The sequence below is a fragment of the Celerinatantimonas diazotrophica genome (assembly GCF_004339545.1).
Taxonomy (GTDB): Bacteria; Pseudomonadota; Gammaproteobacteria; order Enterobacterales; family Celerinatantimonadaceae; genus Celerinatantimonas; species Celerinatantimonas diazotrophica.
In genome coordinates this window covers 81,754-102,523 of record NZ_SMGD01000002.1, presented here as the reverse complement: position 1 = coordinate 102,523, position 20,770 = coordinate 81,754, and the positions used below count along the sequence as shown (strand labels likewise).

The 20,770-nt window shown below is 44.7% G+C and carries 18 protein-coding genes; 8 read left to right on the top strand and 10 right to left on the bottom strand.

The genetic code is table 11. The annotated features are described in order from the left end of the window. Window positions 1-5 precede the first annotated feature (5 nt). The gene (hemB, locus tag EV690_RS01165) at window positions 6-1,010 is read left to right on the top strand and encodes a porphobilinogen synthase (RefSeq protein WP_131911114.1); all 1,005 of its coding nucleotides are present in this window, start codon (window positions 6-8) and stop codon (window positions 1,008-1,010) included. A gap of 286 nt (window positions 1,011-1,296) precedes the next feature. Beyond that, entirely contained in the window at window positions 1,297-1,743 is a 447-nt protein-coding gene (locus tag EV690_RS01160) for a hypothetical protein (RefSeq protein ID WP_131911113.1), read from the top strand. Between the two features lie 412 nt (window positions 1,744-2,155). Here the strand turns inward: EV690_RS01160 and EV690_RS01155 are convergent, their stop codons facing one another. The 5 genes from EV690_RS01155 to dnaA form a co-directional block, all read right to left on the bottom strand. Further along, window positions 2,156-2,629 (bottom strand): Hsp20 family protein, encoded by a 474-nt coding sequence (locus tag EV690_RS01155; protein WP_131911112.1) that lies wholly within the window; start codon window positions 2,627-2,629, stop codon window positions 2,156-2,158. A gap of 421 nt (window positions 2,630-3,050) precedes the next feature. Further along, the gene (gyrB, locus tag EV690_RS01150; RefSeq protein WP_131911111.1) at window positions 3,051-5,465 is read right to left on the bottom strand and encodes a DNA topoisomerase (ATP-hydrolyzing) subunit B; all 2,415 of its coding nucleotides are present in this window, start codon (window positions 5,463-5,465) and stop codon (window positions 3,051-3,053) included. 13 nt (window positions 5,466-5,478) lie between these two features. Beyond that, window positions 5,479-6,543, bottom strand: a complete 1,065-nt coding sequence (gene recF / locus EV690_RS01145) for a DNA replication/repair protein RecF (protein ID WP_131911110.1) — start codon at window positions 6,541-6,543, stop codon at window positions 5,479-5,481. A gap of 23 nt (window positions 6,544-6,566) precedes the next feature. Continuing rightward, entirely contained in the window at window positions 6,567-7,670 is a 1,104-nt protein-coding gene (gene dnaN, locus EV690_RS01140) for a DNA polymerase III subunit beta (RefSeq protein WP_131911109.1), read from the bottom strand. Window positions 7,671-7,678: 8 nt separating this feature from the next. Next, entirely contained in the window at window positions 7,679-9,007 is a 1,329-nt protein-coding gene (gene dnaA / locus EV690_RS01135; protein ID WP_396022836.1) for a chromosomal replication initiator protein DnaA, read from the bottom strand. 659 nt (window positions 9,008-9,666) lie between these two features. On the opposite strand from dnaA, the gene EV690_RS01130 reads away from it, so the two are divergent. Further along, window positions 9,667-12,015 carry a heavy metal translocating P-type ATPase gene (locus EV690_RS01130; RefSeq protein WP_165872622.1) on the top strand — a complete coding sequence of 783 codons (2,349 nt, stop codon included), beginning with the start codon at window positions 9,667-9,669 and terminating at the stop codon, window positions 12,013-12,015. A 42-nt stretch (window positions 12,016-12,057) separates the two neighbouring features. Further along, window positions 12,058-12,456 (top strand): Cu(I)-responsive transcriptional regulator, encoded by a 399-nt coding sequence (gene cueR, locus EV690_RS01125; RefSeq protein WP_131911106.1) that lies wholly within the window; start codon window positions 12,058-12,060, stop codon window positions 12,454-12,456. Here the strand turns inward: cueR and EV690_RS01120 are convergent. From EV690_RS01120 to EV690_RS01110, 3 genes are all read right to left on the bottom strand, one after another. Further along, complete coding sequence (locus EV690_RS01120) at window positions 12,430-12,819, bottom strand: hypothetical protein (RefSeq protein WP_131911105.1); 390 nt, start codon at window positions 12,817-12,819, stop codon at window positions 12,430-12,432. The two genes, cueR and EV690_RS01120, sit on opposite strands and share 27 nt — an antisense overlap. Before the next feature lie 108 nt (window positions 12,820-12,927). Continuing rightward, entirely contained in the window at window positions 12,928-13,056 is a 129-nt protein-coding gene (locus tag EV690_RS18675; RefSeq protein WP_131911136.1) for a helix-turn-helix domain-containing protein, read from the bottom strand. A gap of 198 nt (window positions 13,057-13,254) precedes the next feature. Beyond that, window positions 13,255-14,133: a DMT family transporter gene (locus EV690_RS01110; RefSeq protein ID WP_131911104.1), complete on the bottom strand. Its 879-nt coding sequence runs from the start codon at window positions 14,131-14,133 to the stop codon at window positions 13,255-13,257. A gap of 281 nt (window positions 14,134-14,414) precedes the next feature. Here EV690_RS01110 and EV690_RS01105 point away from each other — a divergent pair, with 281 nt between their 5' ends. Then, a complete protein-coding gene (locus tag EV690_RS01105; RefSeq protein ID WP_131911103.1) occupies window positions 14,415-14,960 on the top strand; it encodes a GNAT family N-acetyltransferase in 546 nt (181 codons plus the stop codon). On the opposite strand, the gene gppA is transcribed toward EV690_RS01105, so the two are convergent. Both gppA and rhlB read right to left on the bottom strand, forming a co-directional pair. Further along, window positions 14,950-16,446, bottom strand: a complete 1,497-nt coding sequence (gene gppA, locus EV690_RS01100; protein WP_131911102.1) for a guanosine-5'-triphosphate,3'-diphosphate diphosphatase — start codon at window positions 16,444-16,446, stop codon at window positions 14,950-14,952. The genes EV690_RS01105 and gppA overlap by 11 nt on opposite strands. 9 nt (window positions 16,447-16,455) lie before the next feature. Further along, window positions 16,456-17,781: an ATP-dependent RNA helicase RhlB gene (gene rhlB, locus EV690_RS01095; RefSeq protein WP_131911101.1), complete on the bottom strand. Its 1,326-nt coding sequence runs from the start codon at window positions 17,779-17,781 to the stop codon at window positions 16,456-16,458. Between the two features lie 120 nt (window positions 17,782-17,901). On the opposite strand from rhlB, the gene trxA reads away from it, so the two are divergent. From trxA to EV690_RS01080, 3 genes are all read left to right on the top strand, one after another. Beyond that, window positions 17,902-18,228 (top strand): thioredoxin TrxA, encoded by a 327-nt coding sequence (trxA, locus tag EV690_RS01090; RefSeq protein ID WP_131911100.1) that lies wholly within the window; start codon window positions 17,902-17,904, stop codon window positions 18,226-18,228. 248 nt (window positions 18,229-18,476) lie between these two features. Then, window positions 18,477-19,736, top strand: a complete 1,260-nt coding sequence (gene rho, locus EV690_RS01085; protein ID WP_131911099.1) for a transcription termination factor Rho — start codon at window positions 18,477-18,479, stop codon at window positions 19,734-19,736. 131 nt (window positions 19,737-19,867) lie between these two features. Continuing rightward, window positions 19,868-20,761, top strand: coding sequence for a hypothetical protein (locus tag EV690_RS01080; RefSeq protein WP_131911098.1), 894 nt, complete (start codon window positions 19,868-19,870; stop codon window positions 20,759-20,761). Window positions 20,762-20,770 lie beyond the last annotated feature (9 nt).

The window sequence follows — 20,770 nt, the reverse complement described above, 5'->3', positions numbered from 1 at the left end:
TTCTTATGAATGAGTTAAGCCGGTTTCCTCTGCGGCGGATGCGCCGTCTTCGTGCCCATGATTTTTCTCGTCGTCTAGTGGCGGAAAACCAGTTAACGGTTGATGATCTGATCTATCCAATGTTTGTTTTAGAAGGCAGCGGCCGAGTTGAAGAGGTCGCTTCAATGCCTGGTGTTTTCCGTTATAGCATTGATGAGCTGGTTAAAGAAGTTAAGGAATGTGAGGCGCTTGGTATTCCGGTGATTGATCTGTTTCCTTATGTCGAAGCCGATAAAAAATCACTGCATGCCGAAGAGGCTTATAATCCGAATGGGCTGATTCAGCGAGCGATCCGAGCCATTAAATCCGAATGCAAAACGATTGGTGTGATGACTGATGTGGCATTAGACCCTTATACGACGCATGGACAAGATGGCATTATTGATGACGAAGGCTATGTCTTAAATGATGTTTCTGTGGATGTGCTCGTTCGTCAGGCATTATCTCATTTAGATGCTGGAGCGGATATTATCTCGCCAAGTGACATGATGGATGGGCGTATTCTGGCAATGCGGGAAGCCTTTGAAAAAGCTGGACACGTTAATGCCCAATTGATGGCCTATTCAGCTAAATATGCGTCGTGTTTCTATGGCCCTTTCCGTGATGCAATTGGTTCCAGTTCTAATATTAAAGGTGGCAATAAGAAGACCTATCAGATGGATCCAGCCAATGGAGCTGAAGCCTTGCAGGAAATAGCTTTAGATCTCCAGGAAGGTGCAGATATGGTGATGATTAAACCGGGAATGCCATATCTTGATCTCGTCCGCCAAGCTAAAGATACATTCGGTGTACCAACGTTTGCTTATCAAGTCAGTGGTGAATACGCGATGCAGATGGCAGCGATCCAAAATGGTTGGCTTGATGAAAAAGCAACGATTATGGAGTCGTTGTTGTGTTTTAAACGGGCAGGGGCCGACGGTATCTTAACTTATTTTTCGAAACGAGTTGCCCAGTGGCTTGCTGAAAAATAGTATCTTGTTCTTGTTTCTTTTTAATGAAATAGCCCTTTATTCTTAGAATAAAGGGCTATTTAGTTTGTTGTCTCATTTTTGGATATCTCTTTCAGTCGTTAATTATTTTACGGGTCTCTATTTTCGTGAATAGTCAGGGCATTGGCATGTCGTTTACCGCTTGTAACCTTTCTTATCTATTTGTTTTATAAGTTATTTTTATGAAACTGGTGCTTAGCAATAGATCTGTTATTATCAATTGTATAATGTTTTATTTATAGCCATCAAATCGATAAAGAAGGCAATTATGAAAAATGTCCATTTTGGATTATTCCTTGTGGGAGCCTTGTTGCTCGCCGGATGTAGTAGCCATCCATCGATGTATGCTACTGGCAGTAGAGTTCAGATTGATCGTCCTATCTATTTGCGTGGTGTTTTTACTTGGTGGGATGCTGATGAACAATATCAATTGCATCCAGTCTCTGGACAGCAAGGATTATGGATGACAGAGGTGGATCTGATTGCAGATGGTCGACCCTATGAATGGAAAATTGGGGATAAAGATTGGCACTGTGGAACAGACTTTGGGTATAAAACCGATAGTTCCATTTTAAAAGTAGGGCAGAAACGTGTTGTTGATGCTTGTGCTGAATTTAACAGTATTAAATTTATTCCTAAAACCGATGGGACTTATCAATTCTTTTTAGATCTTAGAGAGCAGGAACCGGTGGTTTATATTCGAAAAAAAGATTAGTGAGCCATTTGTTCTCTCATGTTTAGTGATTTGATCTGAGAAGGATTCTATCGTCCTTCTGTTTGGCGTCATACTTCATACGCGTTGATGGACTTATCACACGTAGTGTGTCCTTCTTAATAAAGTTTCACGTGAAACATATACCAATGTAGTGTGTCTTTCTCAATAAAGTTTCACGTGAAACACATAAAGTAATGGAGTATATGAATATCCAGTTTAGTCGAAGCTAAGTCTTGATCTGTTTCACGTGAAACGATGCTGAATATGGGAAGTGCTAACTTCCGTAGACTTGTACATTTTCCATTTTCCAATTAAATAGATGAATGAGTTTCTATTAAGTAGATAACAAAAAGCCCAGCATAGGTGCTGGGCTGTGTGTCATATGATAGCTGTAAGTTAATTATCTATTAACTTAACCTTCAATTAAATCCTGCTCGCGGCCTGAGTGAATTGTAATTTTTTTAGGTTTCAATTCTTCAGGTATTTCTCGCACAAGATTAATGTGTAACAAACCATTTTCTAAACTAGCAGAGTTCACTTTAACATGATCGGCTAGTTGGTAACGACGTTCGAAACCTCGTTCAGCAATCCCTTGGTATAAGAATTTGCGGGTGTTGGTTTTGTCTGACGCGCTATCATCTTCAGCCTTCTTGCTTCCTGTTACAATCAAGGTGTTTTCATGGCTGGTAATATCAAGTTCTTCTTCTTTAAAACCAGCGACGGCCAGCGTAATACGATATTGGTCATCGCCTATTAATTCGATGTTATATGGGGGATAGCCGTTACCATTTTGAGCAGAAGCACTTGCTGCTGCTTCAACTAAGTCAGATAAGCGGTCAAAGCCGATAGCACTACGATAAAGTGGTGTGAAATCAAATGTACGCATAATATTAATCCTCTTATATTGAGCAATTAATGAAATGACCGATTAAATTAATCCAGTCAGACTCATTTTTGTTTGTGACCCTATTGGCATCACATCTATAAAATGGGTACATCTCTGTTTTTTTCAAGATAAATTTTTAAAATTTTCTTGAATTTGTTTTTAATCTATTGAATTTAAATAAATTAATTTTCAGTCGTCAGTTTGAGAAACCCGCTGTCCTATCCAATTATCCAATTAATGAGTTATCACTACATGGATTGTTCGAAGAGATAGAGAGATAGATAGTGCTGAAGAAGAGAGGGCTGTTGCCAACATTTCCTCTCGGTATAAGTCGAAAGGGCGGAGGCTTGATGAAAATCGCGCTAGAGAAAATAAAAACCGGGCACAAAGTCCCGGTTAATTATTAGTGTGAATATAAAATTTAGATATCGAGGTTTGCTACATTCAGGGCATTTGTTTCGATAAATTCTCGACGAGGTTCTACTTGGTCGCCCATCAATGTTGTAAACAATTGGTCACAAGCAACAGCATCGTCAACAGTAACTTGGAGCATACGTCTTGAATCTGGATCCATCGTTGTTTCCCACAGTTGTTCTGGATTCATCTCGCCAAGACCTTTGTATCGCTGTACTGAAATTCCTTTTTTAGAATCATTCATTAACCACGTTAGTGCATCTTCAAAGCTGGTGACCTCATACCGCTTATTACCGCGTTCCACATAAGCACCATGTTCAATTAAATTGCCGATGACTTTTCCAAGTTCGACGATGCGCTCATATTCGTGACTTTCAAAGAATTCATATTCAAAGTGATATTCGGTATCTACACCATGCATACGATACTTAACTTTAGGTTCCCAGATTGGAACTTCTTTGTGGCGAGCGAGCTCCACTTTATAGAAATTGCCTTTTGGCAAACTGTTATTCACGGGAGTGACTAGTGCTTCCATCCAATCTCGTAGAGTCGCTTCATCCTTAAGCTGCTCAGGTAGCATTGGCTCTTGGTAAATCATTCGATTCAATAAGTCGCGTGGATAACGGCGTGCCAAGCGATCCAACATTTTTTGCACCGTACGATATTGACGAACCATTCCTTCGAGCGTTGCACCTTGGATAGCAGGAGCATGTTCACTCACGTGTAGACTTGAATCATCTAGAGCCAGTGATGTGAAGTATTCAACCAAAGCAATATCATCTTTGATATAGGTTTCCTGCTTACCTTTTTTCATTTTATACAGCGGCGGCTGTGCAATATAAACATAGCCACGCTCGATAATTTCTGGCATCTGACGGTAGAAGAACGTCAATAACAATGTGCGAATGTGCGAGCCATCGACATCCGCATCGGTCATAATAATAATATTATGATAGCGTGTTTTATCAGGGTTATATTCATCACGGCCAATCCCACAACCGAGTGCGGTAATTAATGTAGCTACTTCCTGAGAGGAGAGCATTTTATCAAAACGTGCTTTTTCTACGTTAAGAATTTTACCTTTCAGTGGCAGAACAGCTTGGTTGCGGCGATTTCGTGCTTGTTTAGCACTGCCTCCCGCTGAGTCCCCTTCCACAATGTACAGTTCAGAAAGACCGGGATCTTTTTCCTGACAGTCGGCAAGTTTACCAGGCAAGCCTGCTAAATCTAAAGCTCCTTTGCGGCGAGTCATATCTCGGGCTTTTCGTGCCGCTTCTCGAGCTCGTGCTGCATCTACAATTTTCTGGGTAATTTCTTTGGCAGCGACGGGTTGTTCAAGTAAAAATTCACTGAATTTTTCGCCCATTGCTTGTTCTACGGCGGTTTTTACTTCAGATGAAACCAGCTTATCTTTTGTTTGGCTAGAAAATTTCGGATCTGGAACTTTGACCGAAACTACTGCTGTTAACCCTTCTCGAGCATCTTCACCCGCAGCATTGGTCTTATTCTTTTTACCGATCTCTTTATCCATGTAGGTGTTGAGTGTTCGGGTAAGGGCGGCGCGGAATCCGGCCAAGTGCGTGCCACCATCGCGCTGTGGAATATTATTGGTAAAGCAGAAGATATTCTCCTGGAAGCTGTCATTCCACTGCATTGCAACTTCGACGACGATCCCATCCTCACGTTCCATAGTGAAGTAAAATGGCTTGTCATGAATGGGCGTTTTTTTAGCATTTAGATATTCAACAAATGCTCTTATACCACCTTCATACATAAAGTGGTCTTCACGGCCATCACGTTCATCTTTTAAAATAATCGAAACGCCGGAGTTTAGAAATGATAATTCTCTAAGACGTTTAGCCAAGATGTCATAGCTAAATTCGGTTTTCGTGAAAATAGTGTGACTTGGCCAAAAGCGGATGGCCGTTCCGGTTTGCTCTGTATCACCGATCGGTTTTAACGCTTCGACTGGTTCACCCAAGTGATAATACTGTTCATAAACATGTCCCTGACGGCGGATAACCAATTTCAGCTTGTCGGAAAGGGCGTTTACAACCGAGATCCCAACACCATGTAGGCCACCAGAAACTTTATATGAGTTGTCGTCAAATTTCCCACCGGCATGAAGCACTGTCATAATAACTTGTGCTGCAGAAACACCTTCTTCTTCGTGTAAGTCTACCGGGATGCCTCGGCCATCATCGGTGACAGAAACGGAACCATCGCCGTTAATTGTGATGACGATATCTTTACAGTAGCCTGCTAATGCTTCATCAATAGAGTTATCGACCACCTCAAAGACCATATGGTGTAGTCCTGTGCCATCATCGGTGTCACCGATATACATTCCAGGACGTTTTCTCACTGCATCAAGACCCTTCAAGACCTTAATACTTGACGAACCATAATTATTTTCAGCCATGTTTCGCTCTCGTTTACTGTTGTGTGATGTTGCCTTGTTTCACGTGAAACAGACAACTATCGGTTAAATCAAAGCCTTCTAATATTTGCGGCTCAATCGCGGTAATAAATACCTGTGCGCTATTACGTTGCAAGTATTGCGCTAGAAGCGCTCGCTTAGTTGGATCAAGCTCAGCAGCGAAGTCATCAATTAAATAAATAGTTGGTTTGTTTAATACACGATAAGTATGTTGCCCTTGAGCTAATAGCAGGGCACAAACCAACAACTTTAACTGGCCTCGGGAAATCGTTTCAGCTGCGTTCCCTTGCTCAGTCTTTATTCGGATATCAGCTTTGTGGGCCCCGGCGAGGGTAAATCCCATTTGCTTTTCCCGTTCGTAGTTTTGCTCAAGTATTTCTGCCAAACTTGAGTCGTGATTCCACCCGTGGTACAGATTAAATTCAAATCGGTACTCAGGTAAAAAATCTTCAGCAATTTGCTGGATTTCTGGAACAAGTTGGGCAAAATACGCTTGCCGCATTTGACGAATGGACTCAGCCTGAGTCACTAATTCTCTGTCCCAGATCGATAATTGCTGGTAGCTAGCCCGTTGTTTTAGTAATGCATTGCGCTGTTTTAGTAAGCGCTTATAACGGTGCATGAGCGCTTGAAACTGTTGTTCCTCGTGAAACACTCCCCAGTCAAGATAAGCGCGGCGGTAACGAGGACTGCCGTTGACGACGCTATATCCTTCAGGATGGATCAACTGAACCGGCAATATTTTTGATAATTCAGCCTGAGTACGAACCGTTTCACCATCAATTCGCAATTGTGTTTCACCTGAGATTTGTTTGCACAGGCCAATTCGATGTTGATTAGCTTGTGCAAACAAAACTAGTTGTGGCTGTTGATGCTGAACAACCTGACGGATCCGTGAACTTCGAAATGAGCGCCCAAATCCCAGTAAATACAAAGCCTCTAAGATACTCGTTTTACCGCTGCCATTATCACCAACAATCACATTTAAGTTAGGGCTGAACTGCATCTGTTCCTGACTAATATTGCGAAAATTGGTCATTGTTAATGTATCAATTGCCATGAATAAGAAATAATACGGTTGCGCTACAGACGCATCGGCATAATGACATACAAGGCTTGACCACTTTGCTCACTATCTTCAATAATCGAGCCGGTAATACTATCAGACATGGTAATACGGACTTGATCCGATTTAAGTGCATTGAGCACGTCCAGCAGGTAAGACACGTTAAAACCAATTTCCAGGTCATCTCCCTGATAGGCAACATCTAAAATTTCTTCGGCTTCTTCTTGCTCAGGATTATTGGCTGTAATCGTGAGCGTCTGAGCGGTGAGTTGCAGACGTACACCCCGAAACTTTTCATTCGATAAAATAGCAGCTCGTGAGAATGCCTGTCGCAATTCTTCACGTCCGGAAATGAGCACTTTGTTGCCACCACTCGGGATTACTCGTTTGTAATCAGGGAAACGGCCATCAACCAGCTTACAGGTGAAGGTAAAGCCTTCAACGCTAGCTCGAATGTTATTGGTGCCAATTTGGATCTGGACCATCGCGTCATCTTGATCGAGTAAACGAATAAGTTCTAAAACGCCCTTACGTGGGACAATGACCTGAAGACTTTCAAGCGGCTGCCCCAGATCAGTCGAAGCGACGGCGATGCGGTGACCATCACAACCTACGGTTTTTAGGGTTTGTCCTTCTGTTTCAAATAACATCCCATTAAGATAATATCGAACATCCTGGCTAGCCATTGAAAACTGTGTATTATCAATCAGTTGTTTTAGAACGGCTTGGTTGATTGACAGATCAAGTTGGGGCTGCCAACTGTCCACATTGGGATAATCTTCAGCGGGTAATGTTGCTAGTGAAAAGCGGCTACGTCCCGAGCGAATTTGCAATCGGTCACCTTGCGCCTTGCATTCAATCGAGCAGCCGTCTGGCAATCCTTTACAAATATCCACAAATTTTTTGGCTGGAACGGTTACCGAGCCTAGCTGTTGTGCACTTTCAACGCCAACTGAAGCCACCAGTTCCACTTCCATATCGGTGCCGGTCAGAGAGAGCGAATTTTCGCTAACCACAAGCAGGATATTTCCCAGAATTGGCACTGTTGGTCGTCCACCAATGGCACTACTGACCAATTGCAGAGGTTTGATTAACGCTTCCCGGTTAATTTGAAATTGCATGATATTACCTATGAGGACAAAGTACGAATCAAGTTCTGATAATCTTCTTTGATATCATGGCTTTCTTCGCGTAGCTGATTAATCTTACGACAAGCATGGAGTACCGTAGTGTGGTCTCGACCACCAAATGCATCCCCAATCTCTGGCAAGCTGTGGTTGGTGAGCTCTTTGGCCAACGCCATGGCTAATTGACGAGGGCGGGCCACAGAGCGTGAACGTCGCTTTGACAATAGATCTGCTACTTTAATTTTATAATATTCAGCGACTGTCTTTTGAATATTATCAATCGTGACCAGTTTTTCTTGTAACGCTAACAGATCGCGCAGTGCTTCACGGACAAAGTCAATGGTGATCGATCGTCCGGTAAAGTTGGCGTTGGCGATCACGCGGTTTAAAGCGCCCTCTAACTCGCGCACATTAGAGCGTAGTCGCTTGGCAATAAAGAACGCAACTTCATCGGGCAGACTAATATTATTTTCTTGAGCTTTAGTCATCAAAATTGCCACCCGAGTTTCAAGTTCCGGTGGTTCGATTGCAACCGTCAGCCCCCAGCCGAAACGGCTCTTGAGCCGATCCTCAACGCCGTCAATCTCTTTAGGATAACGATCACTGGTTAAAATAATCTGCTGATTCCCTTCAAGCAGTGCGTTGAAGGTATGAAAGAACTCCTCTTGGGAGCGTTCCTTATTGGCAAAAAACTGGATATCATCGATAAGCAGAGCATCGACACTACGATAGTAACGTTTAAAATCTTCAATCGCGTTGTTTTGCAGTGCTTTCACCATGTCTTGCACAAATCGTTCTGAGTGCATATAAACCACCCGAGAATTATTTTTGCGCTCTAAAATACCGTTGCCGACAGCATGTAATAAGTGCGTTTTCCCCAAGCCTGTACCACCGTATAAAAATAATGGGTTATACGCGCCACCAGGATTGCTTGCTACTTGAGAGGCCGCCGCTCGGGCCAACTGGTTTGATTTACCTTCAACGAAGTTATCAAACTTATGCTTGGGGTTGATATTATTTCGATGGTTAATGTGATGAGTCGAGTTGTTATTATCGCGATCCCAACTTCGCTCTTGGTACACGGGTTTGGCAACCACTGAGGCAGTTGGTGCTGGCGAAGCTGCTTCACTCGGTTGCGATTGCTGCTGACGAACGGGGCGACTGCCCACTTCAAAACGCAGCTTGGGTTTATCGTGACCACAATATTCTTCAAGTAGTGCGTTGACTCGAATCACGTATTTGTCTTTCACCCAGTCTAAGACAAATCGATTCGGCGCGTATAACGTCAGCAGCTCCTCGGCCTGTTCAACTTGCAACGGACGGATCCACATACTAAATTCTGTAGCCGGTAATTCATCCTGCAATCGACTGACAATCTGCTGCCATAACGACACACTCACACGCAACTCCATTAGATCTCGAAATGACCGATTATTTTATACTGGAAGGCGGATAAACTCTAGGGTATGTTGAATATTCATGGCCAAAAAATAATCGTTCTGGAGGCTGAATCATCACACTTATTGAGCATTACCACAAAAGCTTAATCTGAGGCTACTTTTGATACAGTGCCATAGACTCAGAATCATGTTTAAAAGCATATAGCGAGTTTTATACCATTCTAACATTTCCTGACGTTTAAGTCCTAAATTATCAACTTTTATCCAGATAAAATCAGTATATTCTGGCAAGTTTTTTGCTGTATAACGAACGAATAAAAGCGATTTTTATCCGCATCTTTGAGGCTCTTATGTGCTGACATTTGGGCTCTGTTCCTCTTGCGGTTCATGACGCAGTAAAATGTCCCAATTAAGGTGGATTACGGGGGGATTTGTTGCGAAATAGTCTGACTTCCTCTCGCGTATCTTGCGCTGCATTGTAGTGGTCTCTTGAAATAGCTCCTTCTTTAGATTGTAGAACAACTTGACCTTACTGTTGTGGGAAGGTTTATAGTGAATGCGTGTCCAAAAGTGACCATGAGGAGATGACAATGTCTGATTCATTAACGATCCCTGTTGAAGGGATGCGTTGTGCTGGCTGCTCAAGCCGAGTCGAGCAAACGCTCAATGATCTGGGTGTGGTGAAAACCGCTAGTGTGAACCTAGCTCTTAACCAAGCGCATATCGAACTAGATGACCTTAATTCATTAGGGGAGGTTGTTGAAGCTCTGGATAAAGCGGGTTACCCAGCAGCAACTGAAGAGAGCTTAGTGCACATTAAAGGGATGCGTTGTGCAGGTTGCTCTGCTGCGGTGGAACGCGCACTGGCTAAAGTTCCTGGGGTGATTCATGCCGAAGTGAACTATGCGCTTGGCCAAGCCAATATCACAACTGTTGCGGGCCTTGGCTTAGAGAGTACGCTTAGACAGGCGATTGAAAATGCAGGCTACGAAGTAGAAGGCGACTCTTCTGCGGTAAAGCCTGAGGCACCGAAAACGAGCGCGGATTTTCCATGGCGATTGGTCGTGAGCATTGTGCTGACAATCCCGCTCCTGGTGCCAATGATCGTTCCTATCGCCGCTCTTCCGGGGGGCTGGCAGTGGCTGTTAGCGACTCCGGTGGAATTTGTCATTGGTTGGCCGTTTATCAAAGGCGCCTGGCATGCGCTACGTAATCGTTCGAGCAGCATGGATACACTGGTAACCATGGGAACGTTCGCTGCGTATGGATATAGTGTCTGGCTTTATTTAACTGGCTATTCGCAACATCTGTATTTTGATGGGGCGGCAGTCATTATTACGCTCATTGTGTTTGGGCGGTACCTTGAGTCCCGGGCGAAAGCGCGTGCGGCTAAAGCGGTTTCCGAGCTCATTAATGAAGCACCGATGCAGGCCCATCGGATTGATGGTGATAATAGCGTCGATGTGAGTGTCGATAGCCTGAAAGTGGGCGATTGGCTATTGATCAAACCTGGTGAAAAAGTTCCTGCCGATGGGATCGTTCGCTGGGGCAGTTCAGCGTTTAATGAGGCGCTCATTACCGGTGAAAGTGAACCGGTTGCTCACCCTGAAGGCGACAATGTTCTGGCGGGAAGTCTTAATGGTGAAGGGCTAGTTAAAATCGAAGTGACCCGAGCCAACGAAGACAGTACTTTGGGAAGAATGATCCAGATGGTCAGCGATGCCCAATCGGGTAAAGCACCTGTGCAAAAATTGGCCGATAAAATCAGCTTTTATTTTGTGCCGATTGTATTGTGCGTTGCGGTTGTAAGCTTATTGGTTTGGGGCTTCGTTTTCGACGATTGGGCCAATGGTGGCATTGCTGCTATTTCTGTTTTGGTCATCGCCTGCCCTTGTTCATTGGGATTAGCGATTCCAACGGCGTTAGTGGCAGGGACGGGCAGTGGTGCTCGCTATGGTATTTTATATCGCAATATTGATGCATTGGAGAAAACTCGGCAGGTTGACCAGGTTATTTTTGATAAAACAGGGACGCTAACAGTGGGTGAGCCGAAACTTCATGCTGTTGCGTGTGATGGCGACCAAGCGCTGTTATTGCAATTAGTTGCGAGTGCTCAACAGGGCAGTCAACATCCGTTGGCAAAAGCTATGTTAGCGGCCAATGACCAGCCCTTGATAGAGTTGGACCATTTCGATAGCTATCCTGGTATGGGTATTTCAGCCAAGCTTGATAACGATGATCAGACTAATATACTGATTGGGAATCAGGCGCTGCTTGAGAAATTTAACATCGCGCTCAGCGAGCGTTGGCAAGAGCGAATGGCGGCGATGGACGCCAGTGGTTCGAGTATTTATGTGGCGATTGATGGCAAAATACAGGGGATTATCGCAACGGCGGATCCGGTTCGTGAAGATGCCGCGGCCGCGATTGCCCAGTTACAGCGTGTTGGTGTCGCAAGTGTGATGTTAACGGGGGACCAGCAGCGCGTTGCCGATGTTTTAGCGCACCAATTGGGACTCACTGATTGGCAAGGTGAACTTAAACCTCAAGATAAACTTAACGAGGTCAAAACTCGTCAGCAGCAAGGCCATCATGTGCTGATGGTGGGGGATGGCGTGAACGATGCGCCTGCCTTAGCACAGGCTGATGTTGGTATTGCGATGGGCAGCGGGAGTGATCTAGCGATTGAGAGTGCTGATGTTGCGTTGATGCGGGATGAACCGTTGTTGGTTGCCGATGCGGTGAGTCTGGCTCGTCAAACTTGGCGGATTATCCAACAGAATTTATTTTGGGCATTTGGCTATAACGTAATTGGCATTCCGTTAGCGGCTTGTGGCTTGCTCAACCCAGCGATTGCTGGGGCTGCGATGGCGCTTAGTTCTGTGTCAGTGGTCACTAACTCCGTTCGCTTGACACGTTGGCGGCCATCCCGCCATTGAGTGGGTGCTTTCATTTGATGATAGGCGGCAGGGGGAAAAATCATGAAGATCGGCGAAGTTGCAAAGCGATGTGGTTTATCGGTAAAAACGGTTCGATATTATCATGACATTGGATTGGTTCGGGCGCGACGTGCGGATAATGGTTATCGCAGTTACAGTCAGGCCCAATTGGACCAATTGCGGTTTTTAGGGAATTGTCGAAAAATCGGTTTTAGTTTAGAGCAATGTGAGCAATTACTTTCGCTTTATGTCAATAAAAATAGGGCCTCATCAGATGTGAGACGCATTGCCACAACGCATTTAAATGAGATCGAAGAGCGTATTGCACAGTTGTCGAAACTCCGTGATAGCTTGCATCAACTGGTAGGGTGCTGCGCCGGAAACAATTTGCCTGATTGTCCGATCCTAGATTCGCTAGCTGGCCATTCGAGCCTGCAGTAAGCTAAATGCCTGTTGACTGGCATGCCACAATGGCTGCCAGTCAACCTGACTAATACTCACTAACAACAATAAAATGACCGCCAGATATAATAGTCTGCGAGTGCGTTTCAATGTATATGAGAGCTGCTTTAACTCTTGGTGAAGTTGCCCACTTTGCTGATTGAATTGTTGTTCACTCTGCAGTTGTTGACCCTGCATTTGATTTAATTCATCCAGTCTATGCGTCAGTTGATCGAGTTGCGCATGATGGTCATTGTACATTTTCCAAAGCCGCATCTTATCTTTTTCAAGAGTAGACAGCCTTTTTTCGGTGCGATCGGGTTGTGGTGCTTGATGAGCGTTGGCTTGCGAGCTTTGTTCCACAAGTAATCATTAATCAATAATATGGTAAAGCTAGTTTAATGAAGGCTGGATGAATAAGAAAGCACTGTATTATTGTTGGCTGAGTGCCTCGTTAAGTTGCAATCCGATCTACCATAACATGTGATCAAAAAAGTGATTGCGGATATCCAGCCCTGTCAGATCGTGAACCTTATTAAGACGATATTCCAGCGTGCTTCGATGAATGTATTGTGCATTGGCCGTTAGGGTTGGTTGAATGTTATGGTCAAATTATGTCAGTAAAGTCTTACGGAATAATCCGTTTGTATCCATAGCATTTAGCCGCTCTAGCGGACGAGTCAACTCTGTGCTCTACCACTGTTGCGAAGATAGTCCAACCATATTGGTAAGCGTAACGACCGCTCATCATCGCTTCGTTGTTGAGAGGTCGTTTAGGTTGTTAACCTTTTGGTAGAATTATAAAAGAAATCCGGTCCCAACGACGACCAACGCCGAAGCGACCCAGGCACTGCGTGTAGGGGCTTGTTTGGTATAGAACCACAGCATGGGTAAGATCATGATCGGTGTTGTGGCTGAAAATAGTGCGACTAACCCAACATCGCCATGGCGTAGTGCGTATAAAATTAATGTCATACCCACCGCCATTGCCAGAAAACCATTGGCAAAGACATATTTGAAAATGGAACGGTTCATGGGATGGATAGAGCGAGCCAACTGGGGGGCTCGCCACCATAAAATGAGATGCGCGAGCAATGCTGAAGCCATGCGAATCATGGAAGCTGATATGGCATCGGTATTTGCGTGCATCGCCGGTTTGGCTAAGACTGAGCCTAAACTTTGACCCAATGCTGAGGCTAATCCCAGTAAAATGGCGATCATCAATGGACCACGGATAGCCTCCCAGCGATTGGATTGATTTCTACCAAATAGAATTGCCAATGCGACACCGATTAATAACAATGTCGCCCCCGCGAGTTGAGTCAACGAGAGTGTTTCGTGAAAAAACAGAATCCCAAACACGGGCGAAAAAATTGCATTGCAGGTAAATAAAAGTTGTGCACGACGTGGACCAATTCGATTCATACAGGCAAACAAGGCTGTATCACCGAAGAAGATCCCAATCACACCGGAGCTGATAAGCCAAATAAAATCGACACCATGAATGCTCTTCAGGCCCTGCGTAAATAGGCTTAACAGTGCTAAAATTACAGTGACGACAGCCATCCGCCACCGGCTATAGCTAAATGCCCCTAAGTGTTGGGCCGGAGTGACAGAGATCAGGCTGGTTAAAGCCCAGAGTGCAGCTGAGATAAGAGCGAGCCATTCATAGCCCATGACTGATTAAATCCTTTACCAACAATACCAGAGGACGAAAGCGCTAAATCTTATCACAGGCTGCTTGGTGTGTGGGGGAATTGTGTTTTACGTACCAACTCTTTCAGTGCTAAATTCAAAGTTCTTGCCAAGTTGGATTGTTTATAACAAATCGGCGATAAAGCTTCTATGCTTAAATAGATTTTGATAACAGCCATGGTGTTCGATGACTATCGGAGCAATCAAGGAGGATTTTTGTCTGTGAAGCAATCCCGATACCGGTTATTAGGGAGTACGATTTAATGAGTAGTTTGAGCCCAACATTTCGTATTGCTCGACCAAGCGATTATGATGCGATTCGCCAGATTTATATTCAGGTATTTCAACGCCCTCAAGAAGCGAAATTTGTTGAAGCCATTCGCGCCGTGCAAACGGAATTTTTGTCGTTGATTGCTGAGGTTGATGGACATGTTAGCGGCCATTTGTTCGCAAGTCCTATCTCGTTGGCTGGCGAAGAACAATTACGAATGATGATTTTAGAGCCGATGGCTGTGATTCCAAAATATCAAGGAGATGGTATTGGTTCGGCTATGGTGAAGGTGGGGATTGAACAGTTGCGTCTGCGCAATTACGATGCATTAGTTGTGATGGGGTTGCCTGATTATTATCCGCGTTTTGGCTTTGAACCCATGGCAAATCTTGGCTGGCAGTACCCGTTTTCGCTTGGTTGTACCGTGGCACAGGTGGCAAATCTTCATGACGAACCATTGCCAGTGGTTCAGGCTATGTTGCAATTTAGTTCGCCGTTTAATCAACTGTACCAAGCAGATTATTGCATTAGGCGATAAGTTCGTTAATTTCCAAAGTGAGGTCTGCCTCGGGTTGATTCTGTTGTTCAAGCTGTAATTCAGCGCTACGCAACGGATAATCATCTAACCAACCCGGTGGCATATTGAGGGTCCAGTGGTTTGGATTATCAATCTGTTGGAGCAAATTAATCGATAAGCACTGGTGCTGAGAGCGGCGCATACTTAAGATAATGGCGATACGCAGTATCCGGGTTAACATCAATGCGCGTGAGTAGGTGACGGCACGCTGGCGTTTGAGCGGTATCAGTTGCCAACTGTCACGTTGATTGAGCAAGATAGCCGAAATCAGATGTTTCTGTTCTAGACTAAAACCTGGCAGGTCGCTGTGATCGATAATATATGCAGCATGCTCTGGGGCGCGCTTAAATTCAATGTTAAGTCCGACCTCGTGAAACATGGCAGAATAACGCAACATTTGCCGCTCATGGTGATCCAATCCGGGGGTGACTTGTGCGGCAAGTTGGAGCGCATAATCACATACTAGTTGCGCATGTTTGGCATCGATTCGATGGCGTTTTTGAAAACTCTGCGCAGTTTGTGTGCGTACACTCGATGAGCTTTGTTGACTGAGCAATCCATAGACCAATCCTTCACGAAGAGCGCCGCCAGCCAAACTCATCTGCTTAATTTTAAGCTCTTCAAACAATGCGATTAAGATCGCCAAGCCACTTGGAAAAACAGGGGTTCGATCAGCACTCAAACCATTTAACTGTAACTGTTCAAGTTGTCCACAGGCTAATACTTGATTGCGTAGTTGATAAAGCTTTTTCAGCGTCATTGGCTCGCCTAACTGCTGAGCCAACATGATTTCCTGAACGGCTTGAATCGTACCGGAGGCGCCGATACAGCTTTGCCAACCGAGACGTCGATAGCTACTCAAATAAGGCGATAAGATTGCCTTGGCAGCCGTGATCGCGTGGTTAAACTGCTCTTTGGTGAGGGGTTCCGACAAGTTAAAATGGCGGTTAAGCCAAGTGACGCACCCCATATGGAGACTGTTAAGTAGCAGGGTCCGATTTTTCTCACCAATAATGAGTTCGGTACTGGCGCCACCAATATCAATCACCAGACGTTGACCGCGTCCGCTGCTGGTGCAGGCGACGCCTCGGTAGATGATTTGGGCTTCCTGATCGCCACTAATCACCTGAATCGGATGGTTTAAAATCCGCTCAGCCTTACCGATAAACTGCTCTCGATTGACAGCCTGACGCAGCGTGGCTGTGGCAACAATCACGACATTTGGTGGCGAGATATCCTGTAACTGTTCGGCAAACAGGCTTAAGCACTGCCAACCGCGCATCATCGCGGCCTCATCTAGCTGATTATCTTCACCCAGCCCGGCAGCTAAACGGACTTTCCGCTTGATTTTCGCAACGGTCTGCACGGCACCATCGACTTCGCGTACGATCAACATATGGAAACTGTTCGAACCTAAATCAATAGCAGCGTACAAGGGCGACGTCACATTTGACTCCTAAGCTTGTTTGGCATGGCTGTTGTGCGAGCCACTATTACTGCGCCGACGGTTGCGAGAATTGCCGCGCCGGGACCTGTCACCATTTTTTTTATTACTACCGCCACGGTTATTATTACGTGAACGGTGAATTTTTACCGGGGCTGGCAGGTCATCTAAAATTGCCTCAGGATTGTGCTGGGTGACCGGGATCGTATGTTTGATGTACTCTTCGATAGCTGGCAAGTTGAAGACATACTCTTCACAGGCTAAGCTGATTGCTTTGCCGGTTTCCCCCGCGCGACCTGTTCGGCCAATACGGTGAACGTAGTCTTCTGCATCATCAGGCAGGTCATAGTTAAAGACAACCGTAACATGGGGAATATGTAGTCCACGCGCTGCAACATCGGTTGCGACCAGAATATCAATACTGCCTTGGGTAAACTGCTCTAAGATTTTTGAGCGTTTACGTTGAGCAATGTCACCCGTAAGCATTCCGACGCGATGGCCATCGGCTTTTAAGTGGGCCCAAATCTCTTCACAGCGATGTTTGGTATTGGCAAACACAATTGCTTTGTCGGGCCATTCCTCTTCAAGGATAGTTTGGAATAGCGCCATTTTTTCGTTATTAGATGGATAAAATAGCTCTTCAGAGATCCGCTCACTGGTCATATGTTCTGGTTCGATCACAATGTGTTTCGGTTCATTCATGTGTTCGAATGCTAGTTCTTTGACCTTATACGACAAGGTTGCGGAAAATAGCATGTTTAATCGCTCTTTCGGAGTACTCATTCGATGGATTAAATAGCGAATATCTTTGATAAATCCTAAATCGAACATCCGGTCGGCTTCATCAAGCACCAATACTTGCACGGCTTTAAGATCAAAAATCCCCTGTTTGTAGTAATCGAGCATCCGCCCGGTGGTGCCGATCAGTATATCTACACCTTCATCGAGAACTTGGCGCTGGCTTTCATAACCTTCACCGCCGTAGACTAACCCCATTTTTAGTCCGGTCTCTTTAGCCAGTATTTTGGCATCACGGTGAATTTGAATGGCTAATTCCCGCGTAGGTGCCATCACCACCGCGCGAGGCTGATTGGTTTGACGCTGCGGTAATTCGGGAGTGACCAGCAGGTGGTTAAATGTGGCAATTAAGAACGCTAAAGTCTTGCCAGTCCCGGTTTGCGCCTGACCGGCAATATCGTTTCCTTGCAGTAAAATCGGCAGACTTTCTGCCTGAATAGCACTGCAATATTCGTAGCCTTGCTGCTCCAGTGCTTTAAGCACTTGTGGTTGGAGGTCCAGATTGGCAAATTTCTGGTCTGTTAAGTGTTTTTTACTCATTACTAAAGCATATCAGGTTAGGGTTGCAATAATAAGCAGGATCTATTCAAATAGAACGACTAATATTACGAAAAGTACTTTTACTTTTTGTGACCTACATATTGTAACCCGGAGTAACTGATGAGCGACAACATTGTTCATGTAACTGATTCAGGCTTTGAAGACGATGTTCTCAATGCAGAGGGGCCAGTCCTTGTAGACTTTTGGGCAGAATGGTGTGGTCCATGCAAAATGATTGCACCTATTCTCGAAGAAGTCGCAGAGGAATTTTCTGGTAAGCTAAAAATCGCTAAACTGAACATCGATGAACAGGCTGAAACAGCGCCTAAATATGGGATTCGTGGTATTCCTACTTTGATGATCTTTAAAGATCGTAATGTGGCCGCGACTAAAGTTGGTGCCCTATCAAAGCAGCAATTACATGAATTTATTAACGAAAACATTTAATTTGTATTCTTAATAAAGACCAGAACCAAGCAGACTTAGTTAATGAGTCTGCTTTATTGATTAAATTTACTGGATTTTCTCTTGCATCGGTGCTAATTTATTTATTCGAAGTTTCTGTGCCGACCCAAAGGCCCATTCCATACTTCAGTCTGTAGCGAATCACTTATCATTACTTTTTGATTAAACGAAATCTGAAAAATAAACACTGTTTAGGGGTTTATCTCTAACCAATCAAGAAACTCACCATTATGAATCTAACTGAGCTGAAAAACACGCCGGTCCACGATCTGGTCTCGCTAGGCGAGAAGATGGGGCTGGAAAATCTTGCCCGACTACGTAAACAAGACATAATCTTTTCAATCCTGAAAGCACACGCCAAAAGTGGCGAAGATATTTTTGGCAACGGCGTGCTAGAAATCCTTCAAGATGGATTTGGCTTTTTGCGTAGTGCAGACAGTTCCTATATGGCTGGACCTGATGATATTTACGTATCGCCAAGTCAGATCCGCCGTTTTAACCTACGCACTGGTGATACTATTGCCGGAAAAATTCGTCCGCCTAAAGATGGTGAACGCTATTTTGCGTTATTGAAAATTAATGAAGTGAACCATGACAAGCCGGAAAATTCTCGCAACAAAGTGTTGTTTGAGAACTTAACACCGCTGCATGCAACCAAACGGCTACGGATGGAGCGGGGCAATGGTTCAACTGAAGATATTACAGCACGTGTTCTGGATTTAGCATCACCGATCGGCAAAGGTCAGCGTGGCCTACTTGTTGCTCCGCCTAAAGCGGGTAAAACGATGTTGCTGCAGAACATTGCCCAAAATATTGTATTTAACCATCCTGAATGCGAATTGATGGTTCTCTTAATCGATGAACGTCCCGAAGAAGTGACCGAGATGCAGCGTCTGGTCAAAGGGGAAGTTATCGCATCGACCTTTGATGAGCCGGCCAACCGCCACGTGCAGGTGGCTGAAATGGTGATTGAAAAAGCCAAACGCTTAGTTGAACACAAAAAAGATGTGGTGATTTTGCTTGACTCTATCACTCGTTTAGCGCGTGCTTATAACACCGTTATTCCATCTTCAGGGAAAGTGCTCACCGGTGGTGTTGATGCGAATGCGCTGCACCGTCCGAAGCGGTTTTTTGGTGCTGCGCGTAATGTTGAAGAGGGCGGAAGCCTTACCATTATTGCGACTGCATTGATCGATACGGGTTCGAAAATGGACGAAGTGATTTACGAAGAGTTCAAAGGTACCGGTAATATGGAACTGCACTTAAGTCGTAAAATTGCTGAAAAACGGGTTTATCCTGCCATTGATATCAACCGTTCTGGGACGCGTCGCGAAGAGTTACTGACCACCGCCGACGAATTACAAAAGATGTGGATCCTGCGTAAAATTGTTCATCCAATGGATGAAATTGATGCGATGGAGTTTCTCATCGATAAACTTGCAATGACTAAAACCAACGATGAATTCTTTGATGCAATGAAGAAAAAATAATCGTTGATGCTTATAATGGGCCGACCACCGAGTCGGTCTTTTTATTGGCCAGGATTTAAACACGCTATGCGTGGGCAGCGGCCCAGAGCATGCTATGATAAGCTTTTTGCGATAGATGCCGCTTATTTACCATGACTCGAAACCTGCTCTATATCGGATGTGCCTTTGCTTTGCTGACGCTATCAACATTGGCGTGGGGTAAAAAAACATTTGATGACAGTTTGCCATTGCTCAATCGAGCGAGTCAGGCATTGGTGAATCATAATCTGTCTTGGTTGCAGTATCACATTCCAATTTTGCCCGCAAAAAAGCGTGAACCACTATTGTATGTGTTGCTCAGTCAATATTATCAATTAGATCCTAAACCCGCTAAGGCGCTTATTCCGTGGTTGCAGACCATTGCTAAAGAGCGACCAACACTGAGTGAGACGACGTTAATAGATGGCTATCAAGTTGTGCGTCCTCGCTACGATTATCCAGCACTTGCCCGGGCGATTTTAAACCATTGGCGAATTGTGAAGCGTCGCCAGCAATATGCAAATCAACTGCGTGAAGGAACACTTCCCTGGCAGCAGATATTTAGCAAAGATAATCCAGCGCTCTTTTCCGAGCAGCAAAATGTCGTGTACGCACTTTCACAGCTGGATCCTAAGCAACTACGCCGTAGCTGGCAAAAAATCACTGAACATCATTATTATTTCCCAGATAATAGTGTTCTGGCTGCGATTGCCTATCATCTTAAAGATGAAAAGCTACTGGCTCTGTTATTTGCTCGGCCAGTCGATCAATATAGTGTGGATACACTGCATGCGATAGCGGCGCACTATGATCCACAACAGGCATTGTCCATCTTTAAGAAACTACTCGATAACAAACACCTAATATTTTATAGCTTTGATGCAATGGCACTTTTGGCTAAGCGATATCCTAAAGCGCGCTTATACTTACTCCAGCAAAAAGAGAAAGGTCCATATCATCAACAAGCGCTTAATGTACTGCACCTTCATAAATTGATTCAGATTTAAGGGGAGAGA